General features: G+C 45.5%; 17 protein-coding genes. 8 read left to right on the top strand and 9 right to left on the bottom strand.

Going from position 1 to position 14787, the window contains the following annotated elements:
• Positions 1-23 precede the first annotated feature (23 nt).
• Together ACO0LM_RS22300 and ACO0LM_RS22295 are read right to left on the bottom strand one after the other, a co-directional pair.
• The gene (locus tag ACO0LM_RS22300; RefSeq protein ID WP_423040045.1) at positions 24-320 is read right to left on the bottom strand and encodes a hypothetical protein; all 297 of its coding nucleotides are present in this window, start codon (positions 318-320) and stop codon (positions 24-26) included.
• Positions 317-1216, bottom strand: coding sequence for an ArdC family protein (locus ACO0LM_RS22295; protein ID WP_423040043.1), 900 nt, complete (start codon positions 1214-1216; stop codon positions 317-319). The genes ACO0LM_RS22300 and ACO0LM_RS22295 overlap by 4 nt, the downstream gene beginning before the upstream one ends.
• 567 nt (positions 1217-1783) lie before the next feature.
• On the opposite strand from ACO0LM_RS22295, the gene ACO0LM_RS22290 reads away from it, so the two are divergent.
• From ACO0LM_RS22290 to ACO0LM_RS22280, 3 genes are all read left to right on the top strand, one after another.
• Positions 1784-1948, top strand: coding sequence for a hypothetical protein (locus tag ACO0LM_RS22290; RefSeq protein ID WP_423040041.1), 165 nt, complete (start codon positions 1784-1786; stop codon positions 1946-1948).
• A 309-nt stretch (positions 1949-2257) separates the two neighbouring features.
• On the top strand, positions 2258-2893 hold the full coding sequence (locus tag ACO0LM_RS22285; RefSeq protein ID WP_423040039.1) for a hypothetical protein: 636 nt from the start codon (positions 2258-2260) through the stop codon (positions 2891-2893).
• Between the two features lie 13 nt (positions 2894-2906).
• Entirely contained in the window at positions 2907-3524 is a 618-nt protein-coding gene (locus ACO0LM_RS22280) for a hypothetical protein (protein ID WP_423040037.1), read from the top strand.
• Between the two features lie 55 nt (positions 3525-3579).
• Here the strand turns inward: ACO0LM_RS22280 and ACO0LM_RS22275 are convergent, their stop codons facing one another.
• The 3 genes from ACO0LM_RS22275 to ACO0LM_RS22265 are packed head-to-tail and all read right to left on the bottom strand — an operon-like array spanning position 3580 to position 8139.
• Complete coding sequence (locus ACO0LM_RS22275; RefSeq protein WP_423040035.1) at positions 3580-6600, bottom strand: hypothetical protein; 3021 nt, start codon at positions 6598-6600, stop codon at positions 3580-3582.
• Positions 6543-7796, bottom strand: coding sequence for a hypothetical protein (locus ACO0LM_RS22270; protein WP_423040033.1), 1254 nt, complete (start codon positions 7794-7796; stop codon positions 6543-6545). Before ACO0LM_RS22270 ends, ACO0LM_RS22275 begins: the two co-directional genes overlap by 58 nt.
• Positions 7797-7821: 25 nt before the next feature.
• The gene (locus ACO0LM_RS22265) at positions 7822-8139 is read right to left on the bottom strand and encodes a hypothetical protein (protein WP_423040031.1); all 318 of its coding nucleotides are present in this window, start codon (positions 8137-8139) and stop codon (positions 7822-7824) included.
• 288 nt (positions 8140-8427) lie between these two features.
• Here ACO0LM_RS22265 and ACO0LM_RS22260 point away from each other — a divergent pair, with 288 nt between their 5' ends.
• On the top strand, positions 8428-9240 hold the full coding sequence (locus ACO0LM_RS22260) for a hypothetical protein (protein WP_423040029.1): 813 nt from the start codon (positions 8428-8430) through the stop codon (positions 9238-9240).
• 3 nt (positions 9241-9243) lie between these two features.
• Here ACO0LM_RS22260 and ACO0LM_RS22255 read toward each other — a convergent pair whose 3' ends face one another.
• Positions 9244-9939, bottom strand: a complete 696-nt coding sequence (locus ACO0LM_RS22255) for a hypothetical protein (RefSeq protein WP_423040027.1) — start codon at positions 9937-9939, stop codon at positions 9244-9246.
• 49 nt (positions 9940-9988) lie between these two features.
• Positions 9989-10366, bottom strand: a complete 378-nt coding sequence (locus ACO0LM_RS22250) for a hypothetical protein (protein ID WP_423040025.1) — start codon at positions 10364-10366, stop codon at positions 9989-9991.
• Positions 10367-10689: 323 nt separating this feature from the next.
• Between ACO0LM_RS22250 and ACO0LM_RS22245 the strand changes: the two genes are divergently transcribed.
• The 4 genes from ACO0LM_RS22245 to ACO0LM_RS22230 all read left to right on the top strand — a co-directional run bounded on the left by ACO0LM_RS22245 (position 10690) and on the right by ACO0LM_RS22230 (position 13598).
• Positions 10690-11235 (top strand): recombinase family protein, encoded by a 546-nt coding sequence (locus ACO0LM_RS22245; protein ID WP_423040023.1) that lies wholly within the window; start codon positions 10690-10692, stop codon positions 11233-11235.
• Positions 11236-11505: 270 nt separating this feature from the next.
• Positions 11506-12315: a hypothetical protein gene (locus ACO0LM_RS22240; protein ID WP_423040021.1), complete on the top strand. Its 810-nt coding sequence runs from the start codon at positions 11506-11508 to the stop codon at positions 12313-12315.
• Positions 12316-12380: 65 nt separating this feature from the next.
• The gene (locus ACO0LM_RS22235) at positions 12381-13004 is read left to right on the top strand and encodes a hypothetical protein (RefSeq protein ID WP_423040019.1); all 624 of its coding nucleotides are present in this window, start codon (positions 12381-12383) and stop codon (positions 13002-13004) included.
• 39 nt (positions 13005-13043) lie between these two features.
• Positions 13044-13598: a hypothetical protein gene (locus ACO0LM_RS22230; protein ID WP_423040017.1), complete on the top strand. Its 555-nt coding sequence runs from the start codon at positions 13044-13046 to the stop codon at positions 13596-13598.
• Between the two features lie 139 nt (positions 13599-13737).
• Here ACO0LM_RS22230 and ACO0LM_RS22225 read toward each other — a convergent pair whose 3' ends face one another.
• Positions 13738-14049: a hypothetical protein gene (locus ACO0LM_RS22225; RefSeq protein ID WP_423040015.1), complete on the bottom strand. Its 312-nt coding sequence runs from the start codon at positions 14047-14049 to the stop codon at positions 13738-13740.
• Between the two features lie 83 nt (positions 14050-14132).
• The gene (locus tag ACO0LM_RS22220) at positions 14133-14777 is read right to left on the bottom strand and encodes a hypothetical protein (protein WP_423040013.1); all 645 of its coding nucleotides are present in this window, start codon (positions 14775-14777) and stop codon (positions 14133-14135) included.
• Positions 14778-14787 lie beyond the last annotated feature (10 nt).

Raw genomic sequence — 14787 nt, 5'->3', positions numbered from 1 at the left:
ACTCTATCTGAAGCAGCAAAAAGTTATTCAGTATCGAATAGTGAAAGCTGCCGTATATATGTTTCAGGTTTCGGTACTGCGTGATCAAGCCATGCCCGGATATACGCTACCGGTCCGCCTTCTATCTCTACGTTATCCGTTCTCTCAAACTTCGATAGATAACCAGTTGCTGTGATTGGCAAAGCGCGTGCGCTCCGTATTTCCAGATGTGCAAGCGCATAGCCGTATATTTTTCTGTAGGTGCGTGTCCATTCGGCGCAATAGCGCACTTCAATAGAAATGCCGCACCATTGCATCGACTCGGTAATATATGCATTCATGCTGCCGTCTCCTTTCCTGCTGCCAGACCATGCAGAAAATCAACAGCGCGTTGTGCATGTGCTGCGGCTGTAAAAATGGCTCTCTTGTCTGCTTTTAATACTTTGAGCCAGCTTGCCAGATAGGCTGCATGATCGTCCCGAGGCTCTGGCGTAATACCTAAATCCACAGACAGGAAAGCCGCGCCAAGTTCTGCAATTAATTCTTCTGTTGCATAAGCTTCATCACCAAAACGTTTTCCTAACACACGGTTCAGCCGTGAAGGGTGAGATGTCCAGTGGGTCAGCTCATGTGCTTTTGTGGCTGCATAGCTCTCTGCATCCCTGAAGGCATCAGCGGGCGGCAATTGGATCAGGTCAAGGGCTGGCGCATAATATGCCCGGTTCCCGCCATGACGAAAGCTTGCGCCGCTGGCTGCAAAGAAAGCTTCGGCCTGCTCGATTAATTGTAGTTTCTCGCCTGCCGGTTCTGGCTTTATCTGATAGCCATCGGGCAGACCTTCTATCTGATCCACATTAAAAACTGTGTAACCCTTCATGAACGGGATAACGCTCTCAATTTCTTCGCCGCTCTCATTGGCTTCGGTCTTGGTAATCGTGTTTGCATAGACCACCAGTGCGCCGCGTTCCCCCTTCCTGACGTGTGCGCCTAATTCAGATGCCTGATTAAAGGTCATCCAGCGAGATGAGGAATAGCCCTTTGCCATGGCTTCACCCCACAACAGCAAAATATTGATGCCACGGTATGGCACACCGTTATGGCGCAATGGCAGGGTGATACGGTCAGTAGCGTTGCTGGCGCTCCATGGCTTTAGCCATGTGCGGGTGCCTTGCTCCAGATCGGCAATAATTTTATCGGTCACGCGGGTGTATACGTCTTGGCGGTCTGTCGGTTTCATGTCCGGTTCTCCTTTAGGGTTAGGGGCTGTGCGCTTGGTGTTGCGCATGGCTCCTGCCCGTCGGCGAGGCCGGGGGTAGCAAGATGCAAGGGCTTTATGGCGGGAGGGGGATCACCCGCTCTGCACAAGCCAGGCTTTACGGCGCGGAAGAACGGGGATACCCGCCAGAAAGGCGAAGCTTCCCTTGCATGGCGCGAGGGGCTAGTCCCTTAGCGGTGTTGAATTTGACGTTGCGAAAGTGATCGTGACCAGATGGCCGGGACTACAGGCCCGGTGAGCGTAGCGAATAGAGCGCGGTCCGGCATCGCCGGATTTGCCGAAGAGACTTTGATTTGAATTCTGAATGACGGATTGATGACGAAGTGGGTTTTCATCCCACCGGTCTTGATTGGGGCTTCACACCAATTGACCTGGTTTGTTCGTTCTAACGCAAGCCTTCCCTTTCACAGCAAGCGGCAAGCGCTCCTCCTCTGACGTTGCGGTCCTCACGGATGCCATGGGGAATTTGTTGCGTGTCTTTGACCTCACAAGGTCGCATGGCGCGGCCCCAAACAAGGGAGGTAAGACATGAAAAGTTACGCATCAACCATCGATGAACTGAAAATAAAATCGAAGCAAGAACTGCACGTCATCTTTAGAAAAGCGACGGAAATTTCCATCGCTATTAACGAAACGCAAGAAAAACGTAACGCTGCTCAAATCACTATACGGAACGTCAAAAAATTACTGTGAGAACGGTGATGAACCAGTCTCGCAGTAGTGGCATAGAGCGCAATATTTGGAAAATACCCAACACTAAATTTTAACTAATTGTAATTATTAAAAAACAAGTTATTATGAAAACCATCTTGTGAGTTAGCGCAATTTGCTCAATAAATTACTCAGGGCAATTTATCGAAATATTTGGTCTTTTCAATGACTATGTGTTTTTCGTGATTGGCGTTCCCATTAGGCTACGTCAGAGGTGCGCTAACTTATAAACGCTTTTTTACACTTGCAGTGTCATGCAAAACCAAACCTAAAATTTGGAGTATTTCTGCCATGGAAAATAAGTTCGTATTGAATAAGGCCTTTCAAGCTAACGAAGTTGGTTTGAGTTTTGACAGAGCTAAGCGTTTTTTTATGATGTTCGTTTATGCTAGTGTTCTTACGGTTATTTTCCAAGCCATGGCATTTGCGTCGGGAAACAATTTAGACGCAAGCGTAAAAAGGGTAACGAGTTTAAGTTCTTCAAAACTTGATATTAGAAAAGTTCCGTATCATTTGTGGAATGTTTCAACTTTTAAATTTGAAACAAAAGGAGGCGCCGGGAGGTCTACTTCGTACGGGGCCAAAGGAAACACTGGGAGATCAACGTCATATAAACAGCCGTACGGTAATTTAAAGAATCCTAAAGGAGTCGGGCCAGGCAAAGATTTTACCGCGACACAAAAAAAGAACATATTAGCTACCAATCGGGGAAAGAATGATGGCAAGTTGCGGGACGATCAAACTGGAAAATTCTTGGCTACGCCTAAACAGTCCAAGAAAGGGGTTGCTCCATCGCCTCAAGAGGCCCAAGTTGATCATGTCATTCCTAAGTCACCGAAAAATCCTAGTGTTAAACCTGGTTCGAACAGCTATGAAAACGCACGTCTAATTTCGCGTAAAGATAATCTTTCGAAGTCTAACAAATAATGGCGATTTAAATATGAAACCACTTGATATCGAAACTTTCCGGAAGAATTGTATTGCCTGCGCTGTCCTTGACATGCTTTGTGAACCAGAATGGGAAATCCGAAGATTCTCATATGATCCTGCGTGGGATGATAATGAGCAAATGGGCTCCTGGCGAGACGGGAGCGGATGTCAGTTGTTTAATGTATTTCATTCTGAATGTGTGTTTGTAAAAGGAATTAATCCTGATTCAGTGTATGGAGGCCAGAGCATTGAAACTGGAAATGTTCCACCGGAATTACTCAACAAGATTCAGGCCGAGGATATGCACTTTCTTGAAGAGCCTGCATTCGGAAAGGAATGTTCATTTCTTTTCACTGCATCAAAAAAAATATCGGTTCCCAACGATCTTGATTTCCCTCTAGATAAGGGAGGATTGGCCGATGTATTTAAAATTTTGACCGAAGGAATAGACGCGTACTTATCAGACGCGGAAGCGTATTTTGAGCGTGAATTACCCTTTGATTTGTGCAAAAAGATTTTTTCATTTGAAAGAGTTACTTTTGCTGACGTCAAGCCATTGGTTGGTCGCAGAACTTGGAAAACTATCGAGAAAGAGTTATGCGAGATTGGGTATTCACCCAACGACTAATTTTTGCCGCCATTAGCGCTTTTTTGTGGTTCCCTATGTGAAACGTCAACAAATTCTAATGTTTTAATAGAATGTGAGAAACGATCTCCATTGATGTATCATCACATGTACATGGCGTAGGCGTTCTAAGACGTTTTTCAACGGAAGTGACGATTGCGCTAACGGACGACCAAAACTCACCAGGCAAAGAGACATACATTTTCCAAAAATCTTTGATTGGCATTGAATTCCCATTCTCATCACACCAAACGACAGTTAAATCATAGCGCCCGGTTCGCTGATTTAAATATTTTACGTTCTTCATTGAAGAATCGCTCAGGTATGACTTAGTAGTTTGACTTGTTTGCGCTGGGGTGGTGTTTGTAGCATTAAAATGCTGCACGTTATGAGCACAACAATCAAGCATGGGCATAATTACATTGGTATGAACGTCCAAACCCGATTTATGCTCCAACTTTAAACGACCTGAAATAAGCAACCATTCTGTTTCATCTTTATGCCACAACACAAGGATAGCATCTTCCCATCCGCTCGAAAGAAACAACGCAGGTTTACATTCTGTGTTCTTATCCAGTATTTCCAACTTTTCAATAAATGGAATCCATTCCCATCTATGTTTGAAACGCATTTGAACGACCCGTCCAATTGCATGACTATCTCCAGGGTTTTGGATGCCAGCACTCTCACCGTAGACCTGCAAAACCAAGCGTGATTTAGTCAAAATCTTTGGCGCATTTACAGGGTGACAATCTCGCTCTACGGGTGTTTTATGTTGAATAAAATGCAGAAAAGAATAATCGCCAATCAAAGGAAAGAAGCTTTCCTTAAAATCCGGCACGTCTCCCCAAGCGGATGTTAATTTTTTCAAATGATAATTAGTCTTCTTATAGTAATCGCGTACACGAACCAAGGCCGCCCACAGCGGTTCTTTGTTGACATTTTTCCCTTGGAATGGCGTTTCGTCTGTTAGAGAGCGAATCACGCCATAAGTTAAAGTGCCAATGCGAATCTGAGAACAGGATAGAGTATTTCCCTTTAAATACTGTGATGCTTTTTCCATGATTTCATCAACGACTTTATTAAGCTCTTCCGACTCAGGAATGCTATGTTTTTTTTGAGCTAACAGTTTGAATAAGGGAACAACGTCCTTATGTTTTTTCAGATTTTTGTTATCGTTCTCTGCTGCGTCCTGTAATTTTTTCATTAAGTCATCACCGAACGCTAGCGGTTGTGAGGCGCCTGTAGAATTCGACAGAGCCTCGGCTGCACTCTTATACAATTCAGAGCGCGCTTGCAGCCACTCATATGCGAGTCTAAAAGCGGCACTGCCATCGCTTCTCATATAACTGGCATACATTTGTGTATATTTTTCAAGCGCGCCATTTGGCTGGCCATTCGTATTTTTTAAAATTTGAAACATATTGGAAACTATGTTCTTCGAAATATCCCAGCGTATTTTTATACAAATATCCTCTAACCTTTCAGGTGCAATGGATACTGGAGACATATCTCTGAGAACATTTTTCTTATATTGCTGAACGGACTCTTGAACCATATTTATCAACTCAGGTGCCAGCCGATAAATTGGAAGAATTGTTTTCACATCTATTGATTTACCTAGCTCTTTATAGCAGTCATTAAGCGCCGAACGACATATATCTGTGACCCATTTGTTGAGCTGGCAGCGATAGTGCCAAAATGTTTCATGCTCAGATGAAGATACATCCTTGTGAAAGACATTTTCACCACTCTTACGCCATGCATCAAGAAGGTCCAAAATTCCCTGGAGCCATTGATCTTTCTCTTCAGCAGGATAAAATCTACGATAAGTATTTATTGCAATGTTCAGTCGTGCTTCCCAAAAATAATCCAGGCTTAAATCGGGCCAAGGTATTTCGCGAACCTCCCGCTGATATGTTCCAATTTTCTCTAAAGGAAGTCGCTCATCTTGTTGATAGTCAAATCGACTAAAAGCATATTTACCTGACAGGCCTATGATTTGTAAAAACAAGGCTGCCAGATAACTTTGCCCACCCAAGAGAATAGATACGGTGTCTGCCCATACTTCATCTACGAACTGCATCCAGAATTTTTGGTTAGTGCCTTCGAAGCGGGCGGTCTTTTCTAAAATATGCGCGGTTTCTCTTTTTCTATCGAAAAAAATTGACTCAATGGGGCCTGAGAATGCTTCTTTGTTCATGTAATGGTGCGCACATTCATGATAAAGAAGCGGGAGCAGAATTGGTTGTTCCAGATAGAAATACGATGACCAAATTGTCTGAAAATCCAATACCTTGGAATTTTTTTCCACCCGATGATGCTTTGTCATACTGGTCGCAACATGCGCCCAAGCATGGGTTAAAAATTTCGAGGCTCTCCATTCTTCAAAATTTTCATGCTTATTTTTCTTATTGCGTGTTTGTTTCCACAGAAGGTTTTGTGTTTCGTAATTTACATTACGGCTATAGGATGAAAGGAATTCCACATAGGAAGCAGCCCCCCATTTTCTCAGTAAAATAGGACCTGGGAGAACCCCGGACATATTTTCAAATACCTGTATGAGTTTCTCGTGTGCGTGTTGAATTTGTGTTAGATAGAATTCGAAAACGTCATGTAAAAACGATCCTCGCAACGAGATAAACCAATACAGTTCAGGCCCTTGAGTACTGGAACTTATACTTTGGGCGCTTATTAATTGCTCAAACCGTGTTTTAATGTTTTTCTGCTCGCTCTCCAGGCCATAGGCGAGACTGCCGAGTGAATTCCAGAGACTCCGTAACGCCCGCTCTTGCGGGGAGAGAAGATAGTAAGTATCACTCCGTATGTTCTCTGTCAGCCAAGGTCTTTCTTCGCCGCCGCCAGCGGTCCCAAGATCTGCGTTAGTCGTTTTGTCCATATAACCAAAAATTGTATTTTGGAGATGGGCGCATTCATCGATTAGCAAATTAAAACGCGTATTGACATCTGAAAAAAGAATCCAAAGCTGCCGTAAAAGCGGCGTTTCTTCCGTCCCATTACTCACTTGATTATCCCCAAAAATGTCAAGAATCCTATTGTCAGCAGCGTACAGGCCCATTCAAAAAGTTTATTATTGTCTACGCCATACTCTTCAATACGTGCGCGGAAATCGTTATGCGAAAGTTCTTCCCATCTCATTTCTGGTGGATTCTCTGGACCGTAGTAAAAAACGGGACAGTGTGTAAAAGGCTTTTCTTGCCATTGATCCGACCATTGGACAAGGGCCGCACGTTGACGGCGATGTAGCCAACAAGAAAATATCGCCCATACTATTGATGCACCTCCGAGAGCCATTGGATATTGTGTATTAATCGGTTTGGCAATGAGCGCGGTAAAACAAATGGCCAAAATTATCAAAATGAGAAAGAGTGCGATTTGCGGCGCATGCATTTTATAAGCAAAATAAATTTGATTTTTTGGAGTACGCGATGAAGGATCGTTTTTGGGGTCCGGTCGAAAATTGCCCTTCTCGAAATCTTTCCATCGGGGTTTGTAAAGGAGCCGATCAATGGCAACTCTGACGATGGGCCAAATATCCTGAGAAAGATTTATGGCATCTTGATTTATAAACGGAGTGCTAAATAGATTAATTGGATTGTTATCCTCACTCGGAGGGAGTTGACTCAAATCTAACGGCGTCCAGCGAGTGAGCGTACTTTGTCTTGGATAATTTTTAATTCGCGTGGCTATGTTTGGTTCTAATATTCTGACAGCCAAAAGATGTTTATGGCCTCTGTGCCGATGTGGGTGAATGACTGGGAAAGGGTCGCTTCCATTCAGGATATAGAGCGAAATTGACAATAAAGGTCTACGAAAAAACTGAGCGTAGATGATCAGCATTAAGACCACTGCCAGAACGAGCATCACAAATGAGAGCCGATATGTACACTCTCCTTCAGGAGAGCGTGATAAGCATCCGCTGCCTATTGCTTCTATCAATCCGGGCTTAATTAGAAAATCGAGTAACGGGGATAAATAATCAGCAATCACTATGCCGTATCTAAAGTTGAAGGTGACCGCAACAATGAGCACACAAAATATAAAGAGGCGACGAATTGCTTTCGGTTTTTGTTTGGTTTGCCGCCACCAAAAGGAGAGGTAATGAATTCTGCCGGTTAATCCATTTAAATTAACAACGACCTCAATTAGCTTTTGATTATTAGAATGAGACGAAGTCGCTTTTTCAAGTGGTTCCCCCAAATTATCTGGGAAAGAATCCGGTATTTCACGGAACTTGATTTCGGCATTGATCATAAAAAAACAGTCGCATTAGCGACTGTTATCCCATATGACCGAAGTACTTCCTAATTGGAGCAGATACCGAATGAAACTCGGTCGCTGTTTGAAAAGTTTTCGGCCTGCCATATGGCTCAGGACGTGTATTAATTGCCTCCATTGTACGCTCGACATAATCAAGTCTCGAATTCATGGCTTTGATGTCACCCTTAATATCATCTGACATGGCCTCGATTTTATCTGACATGGCCGCCTCGATTTTATCTGACATCGCCTCGATCTTATCTGACATGGCCTCAAGCTTACGTGACATTACACTTTCAATTATTTCTTCTAATGCGGCGATCTCAATATCAGCCATTTCCTAACTCCTTGTTTCTTGCTATTAAAATGAACCCTCGCATGCGGGGTTTTAAACTCCAAAAACGTATAGTGAGCGCTTTCTATCACAAAAGCAATCACACATTATTAAATATTTGTAGTTGTCAGTCCTGTGTTGTTAATTTGCAAATTAAGTATGCTGGCGACGCCTTTGTATGGCTACAGTGGTTAGCATTTAACTCAAAATTAACCTCTTTTCCGTAAGCTATTCTTGTGCAGTACCTACTTCAGGTAGCACTTACAGCAATGATTTTTACGGGAAGCTAGATTGGCAGTTTCAGGCTCAGACGATCATCTTGTGAATGGTGAACCCGGTACGGGTTCACCATCGGCTGGTCAGCGTAGTGACCAGCCGGATTTCGCGCCACCCCTGTCCGGTATTGAACCGGACGAACATAAGCCCGATGACATCTCAGAAATTCAGCTTGGAGCGCAAGCCATTACCGGCAAGGCAGTTACTTCTCCATCCCGTACCTGGGAACGGTTAGACGCCCAAGAAGCCAAACACGCCGCGCAAAAACGCGAGACTGAGCGCCGGGCGCAAGAAGCCCGCGAACTGGCTAATCTCTCTGCATGGAATAACAAGAAAACGACCATTGGTGGCGTTGAAATGGCCAATGGTGATGCGCAAAAGGCTCGTAGGAAATTTGTCGCCGACGAAGATCATTATGCCGATGAAGCGGTCAAACGCGGCTATATCAGTCCTGATGAGAAAGAAGACCTGAAGCGTGGCATGCGTCGGAAGATTGAATTGCAAGAAAAAGAGGGTCGCGGCACGATTACCGATGCGGAGCGCAGGGAGCAGAAAGAGTTTGATCAGTCGCGGATTGGCCAGGCTGGTGAGCGCGTGACCGCCGACATCCATCAAAGGCGCGGGATCGACAGTGATGCGAAGTACGATAGAAGCGTCGCTAAGCCAAGTGAAGGCAATTGGTCCACAACGAAACCCGATGACCTCTTTCAATCAGCCCCAAAGCTGAAACCGCAATTCCAAGATGCGAGCATCGCGGCACTTGCCGTAGAGGAGCGCAAGCCCGTGCCAGCTGCGCCAAAGGTCCAAGCGACCGGGCTTGATCTTTAGCCCCTATCTACTGATCTGCTCCAATCCGTAGGGCGTATATTCTGGATAGATCAATGTGACGTTGATGACGGTTGCCCCGTCCGGCAGCGAGCTATACAGCAGGTCGCCTCCCACACCCAAAACGCTGTCCTTGAACGTGTCAACGCGTCCGCCAATGTGGCCGGAAATGGTCGCCAGCGTACCCACGGTGCGATAAGTGCCGTCTGGCCCCTTCTCCGTCACAAGTCCTTGCATCATCACCCTGACGCCCCATTTCTCGATCTTGGCGATCATAGTGTTAAGCGATCCACAGCCATTCGGCACGACACGCTTTTCCTTCACCCATGCGGCGCATTGGCGCTGAGCGTCAGCTTCCGGTGCTTTTAGCAAAACAGCCGTTGGTATTCCGGGTTGGCGAGCATCAAAAAGACGAATATCCGACAAACGATCCTGAACACAGATTTGTGAAGCGTGTTCACCTAAAGGCTTGTCGGCCCGAAGGATGTAGCCAACGGAACGGTCGGCGTTCATAGTGAACATCATGCCGCGCATCTGCTTGTCCATAAGGACGCTTTGTGCCGAAGCGATAGAACGCTGGCCTTCAGCTTTGAGCGTGGCCGTCATGGTTTCAGGCGTGGAGCAAAAACCGGTGTCGGCGGCATGAACCTGGCCGACTGCGGCAATGAAGAATATCAACGGAAAAATAAAATAGTTAAACATATTCGTTAAAGGCGGCGATATCCTCGTCGCCTTCCTGTGGCAAGTGATGTTAGCGATGGAAACCTTGGTGGCCTTGGCTGTTGCGGGCGCAAGTACAGCATGCGGCGGCAATTTCCTCAGTTTCAGTGAATATCCAGTTGGTCGGTATTGTTACTTCCGGATCGATTTCAGTTTTCTTGCGCGGAGCAATGGTCAACTGACGTTCTGCATGATCCGTGCACTCGGTCATTTCTTCGTCGTCTGCAATATCAAAATGCTTGTGAATGAGGAAAACACCGAAGCGCTTTAATGCGCCATGGCGCATCAGCACATCACGGATTTCTCGGAAACATTCCCCGTCATCCGGGGAAAACGGGGTCAGTTCAGGACTGCCCATATAGGGGATGTCACCCCATTGCATTGCTTGTACTTGAACAGCGGTCATCATGAAATTCCTTCACGGTAAGATTGGAAAACATCCGTTCCCGCTATGACAGCGGGACGGCGAGACGAACAGCAAGATTGGAAAAAGGCTCTACAATGAAAAGCGGGTGTCATCGAAAATGACGCTGACGGGCAAGCGGTTTGCGTTTCAAAAAGGAACCTTTTTGAAACGGTTGTAGCGTCACAAATATTTCGTGTGAAATAGGGCGGTTTTATTGACTCTCGGACGATCTTTCCGTAGAGTCCAAAAAGGTTCCTTTATGGAACAGGTGGTGCGGCTGTATGACCTGAGACGGTGGTAACGAACCGCAGAAAGGTTCTACTGCCATGAAGGTCGGCTACGCACGCGTGTCCACGAAAGACCAAGACTTTGCTTTGCAGCGCGATGCGCTGAAGAATGCAGGATGTAAGCGAATATTTTCAGAGAAAATTTCAGGCGCAAAGCGGGAGAGGCCGCAGTTACAAGCAGCGATGAACGGCCTTCATCCCGGTGACGTACTGGTGGTGTGGAAACTAGACAGGCTGGCCCGGTCGCTTCGACACCTGATCGAAATTCTTGAAGAACTCGACCGACGCGAGATCGGGTTTCTATCCATCACAGACAGCATCGACACGACAACAGCAGCCGGAAAGCTGGTGTTTCATATTGTCGGCGCGATGGCGGAATTTGAGCGGTCGCTGATTTCGCAGCGTACGAAAGCGGCAATGCAATGTGCGAAAGATCAGGGGCTGCGCTTGGGACGGCGACCTAAATTGAACGAGCAGCAGCGAGAGCATATTCGGCGAATGTCAAAGGATGACGGCCTGTCACTTGAAACAATCGCCGCGTTGATGAGTGTAAGCCGTAGCACAGTATGGCGAGCCATAGGGTGAAATGTCAGCGCAATGCCGGGTAGTGTCTAACCGTCCTCACTCAGTTCCCAGCCTACTAACATAATACTTGCATTTGATTACCTATTAATTCGTTGAAATTTTTAGTGGCGCAAAACAATCAACTAAAGAAATACACAATTAAGCAGATAATTATCATGTTATCATAAAAGCCACAGCAAAGAACTGTCTTTGCTGCTGTCCAAACTCGTCTCTCTCATGGGCGTGCCTATCGGTGGCAGCGGAATTTCGTCAATACTCAGACTAATTTGTATGAAAGTACTCCATCAGATGTCGGATCTTGAGTTACATATACAGCACATGCTAGACGCTGAGCTTCAGTTTCGCTTGGCATCAGCCGTGCGTCTTGCAACGACCTATGACCGGCAACCATCTGATCTTCCAACAGAATGGACGCACGGCAAGCATCGCATTCGGTTTGAGGACATTGCACTACAGAAGGATGAGGTAGTGCACGCAGCGTTTCTCTTACAAAGATCGGCAACGCTCGCGTTGGCCGTTGCCGTCAAGGATGCAGTAGAGGCAATTGCACCATGTATCCCTAATGCCATCAAGAAGGGGCACGCTGATCCTGAAGCTGCTATCCGGTCTGCCCTGAAGGTGGCTGGACCGATGCCTTGGAAGTGTACTGATGATGATGTCTACACTATCTATCAAATTTCCCGTTTAATCAGAAATGCTTACGCCCATGCGCCATTTGCTCCAGTTTGGATGATTCCTGAGACTCTTCGGGATAAGATTTTCGTGATTCCTGACGTGATTGAACTTCGTACGAAAAATTTGCATTGTGCGGCCTTCGATTGGCGTGACTACGGGGGGCCGCTTTCGTTGCTTGCGTTGTGCAGGTTCGCACGAACAAATATGCTGAATCATCAAACCACGGATTGCAGAGACACGCTCGCTCGCCAAGACAAAGTAATTTATCAGCAAGGAGACCTAGTTCTTGAAAAGATCGAGGCTATTCCACCTAACGCGGTACGAGTTAGCATGAACATCCTTCCGGATGGTGGCATCGACTTGGGAGGAGGACATGTTGTATATGTTACCAAGATGGAAAAATAGGCCAATTTGCGTCGTCCTAAGATGCAACATGGACGTAAAGAAATTAAAAAAGGTTACGATCTATCATGAAAGTTCATTCCACTTCTGACATATTTTTGGATAACCTTAAAGAACCGGCTTCAGCGCTTCCAAGTGAATGGAATGTTGAAGTTGTGGATGAACAAATGTTCTTTAAATCCATGGATGTTCCCTCATGGGTTTCAATAGTAGCCGAAGCTCCATGGTGGGTACAATTTCTTGCAGCATCTGCGTCAGTATATTTCTCCGGCATTATTAGTGAGGCGGGCAAAGACACGTGGAAGAATAGAGAAAATATCGCAAAAACTATACGACAGACTCCTTCTGCAATCGCTCGACTTGCTGAATTTATTGTTATTGCTCAATCCGTTGGCAACTCTAAAACGTTTGTGATCCTCGCGATTCCGTTTCCTAATGAACATAGCAGTGTGAGCCTAAAGCTGGAATACTCAAGCGCACTGGAATTGGAGTTTTTAATCGCATTGTTTGTTCGCCACATTCCGGAACTCGAAGCACTTTGGAAGAAAGAAAATATTTTTCCAAACGATATAGTTAGTGGAATGCAGCTTGAGTTTGGTGATGATTGCTCGCTTCTGGTTTCATGGATGGATAGGCAGTCGTTGAGCCGCCATGAAAGAGTGCTTTGTTTCCCGCAGCATTTTAAGAATTAAAAATCTGCATTTGGACTTTATATAACAGGTCAATTGATTATGAAGACAGGCGCATATGAGTACGCAGCATCTATTGAGAAGCGGATTGAAATCCTCTCGATGGAGCAGTATCACTTACGCCACCGTCCAGCAAATCGATTGATAGAGGAGTTATATCCGTTGAGTCGTTTAGCGCTGGCACTCAAACAGCCTGGTCTGACTGTAGATGTCGAGGCGTTCGAGGACTCCGGCGGGGCGGATGGCCATATTTGGATATCTGGATATCTAACAAAAGACTTCGACGTTGAAGTGACGTTCGCTGGCTATGGAAGGGAAGAAGCTTTACGTTCGGAACTTTTGATTAAAAACGGCTTCGCTCCTGGGGCTGGCCCGATTGAGCGAGACACGAAAACGAAAGAAATTGTCGCAACTATGGAAGCCCAGGACTATTACGCTCCGGTGGAACTGTTAGCTACATCAATAGGCGAACGCTTACGAGCGAAAGTTGCAAAACAATATTCCGAAGGAACGGTCCTACTCATCGCATTCGAAGATATGCGACTACGTGGACGCGGCTGGTGGCAGTTGCTTTACACGATGATCTGGTGGTCTTAACCGGGGAAGTTTTTCTCAGATTTATCTGTTCAACGGATGCTCTAACGAGCTCCAACAAGTCGCATAGCGGCCCACCTTGGTGAGAGTTCCTCCAGTCACATGACACACTCTGTCAGATCAAATCTGAATCATTGCAATGTCAATCTGGATCGATCCCTAAAACCTTATTCAGGTTGCGATTAGCATCTTCGGAAAGTTCTTCGCTCATTGGGTTCTTAATTGGGATGGTTGCGCGAAGTGCTTTGCAGTGTTCTAGTAATTTTTCGGTCTCATCTCGTTTGTGTATATTTCCTGCTTTTGCTGAATTCAGGCGATTCTCTGCATGACTAATAAATTCATTTAGCGCCCATGCCAAGTTTTTTAGTCTTGTCCGGTACTTACGACGGATAGAACCCTTCACATCTTTCACTTCATTTTTTTCTTCAAACCCATCAAAGAAATCTTCAATCATAATACTCTCAATAGTTTCACGCAGCGTATTGATGAGCTGCCTATCACTGGCAGGGTTGTTTTAAGTAGGCACCCGGATTTAGCTCAACGTCTAATCAGAGGGTTGTGCTCAGGAAGATTAATTCCTTTGGCTAGTTTTACATACACCCCATGTACATAGTTTACATCACTTGGAATTATCTCTGGGTCTAGAAAGACAAGCCTTTCCGCCAAATATTTGTTGCTTTTAAGAAGATGGGTGTTTGCTGCTCGTACTTCTGGTACATCTAGAAAAGCCATGAATTTAAGAATGTCTTTGGTGATCATCGGGCTCTTGCGTTTTCCAGAAATGAGGGTTTCTACATCGGCGATAATTCCATTCCGTTGTTGAGTGCCGTATTTTTCTCCACCATTAATAGGAACGTTGCATTTAACTTCTCCAACGAATGTCAATGGATAGCCAAGCCAGACGTCAAACCCGTTCGTATTCGGTTTGGTTTCCAGGATTATTTTACGCATTTCCGCCCTTACTGTTTCGTCAAGTTGAAACCGGTCGGCAATCCAGTCTGCCAAACCAAGAGCCAGTTTTACCGTTATCAAGTTATTGATATCCGACAGCGTGGATTTCAAGGAAAGTAGCGCGGAAAGGTCAAGTTTTTCTGCATAATCTGTACCCGGAACTCCAAGTATCTTTACCAGGAACTCGTTTAACTGGGTATGAAGGGAATGCTCTCTGTCGTATTGCATCATCTAGCTGGCA

The organism is Undibacterium sp. Di26W, assembly GCF_049340265.1.
Taxonomy (GTDB): Bacteria; Pseudomonadota; Gammaproteobacteria; order Burkholderiales; family Burkholderiaceae_D; genus Undibacterium.
Note: the sequence above shows the minus strand (reverse complement) of the source record. Positions and strands in the feature narration are given on the sequence as shown.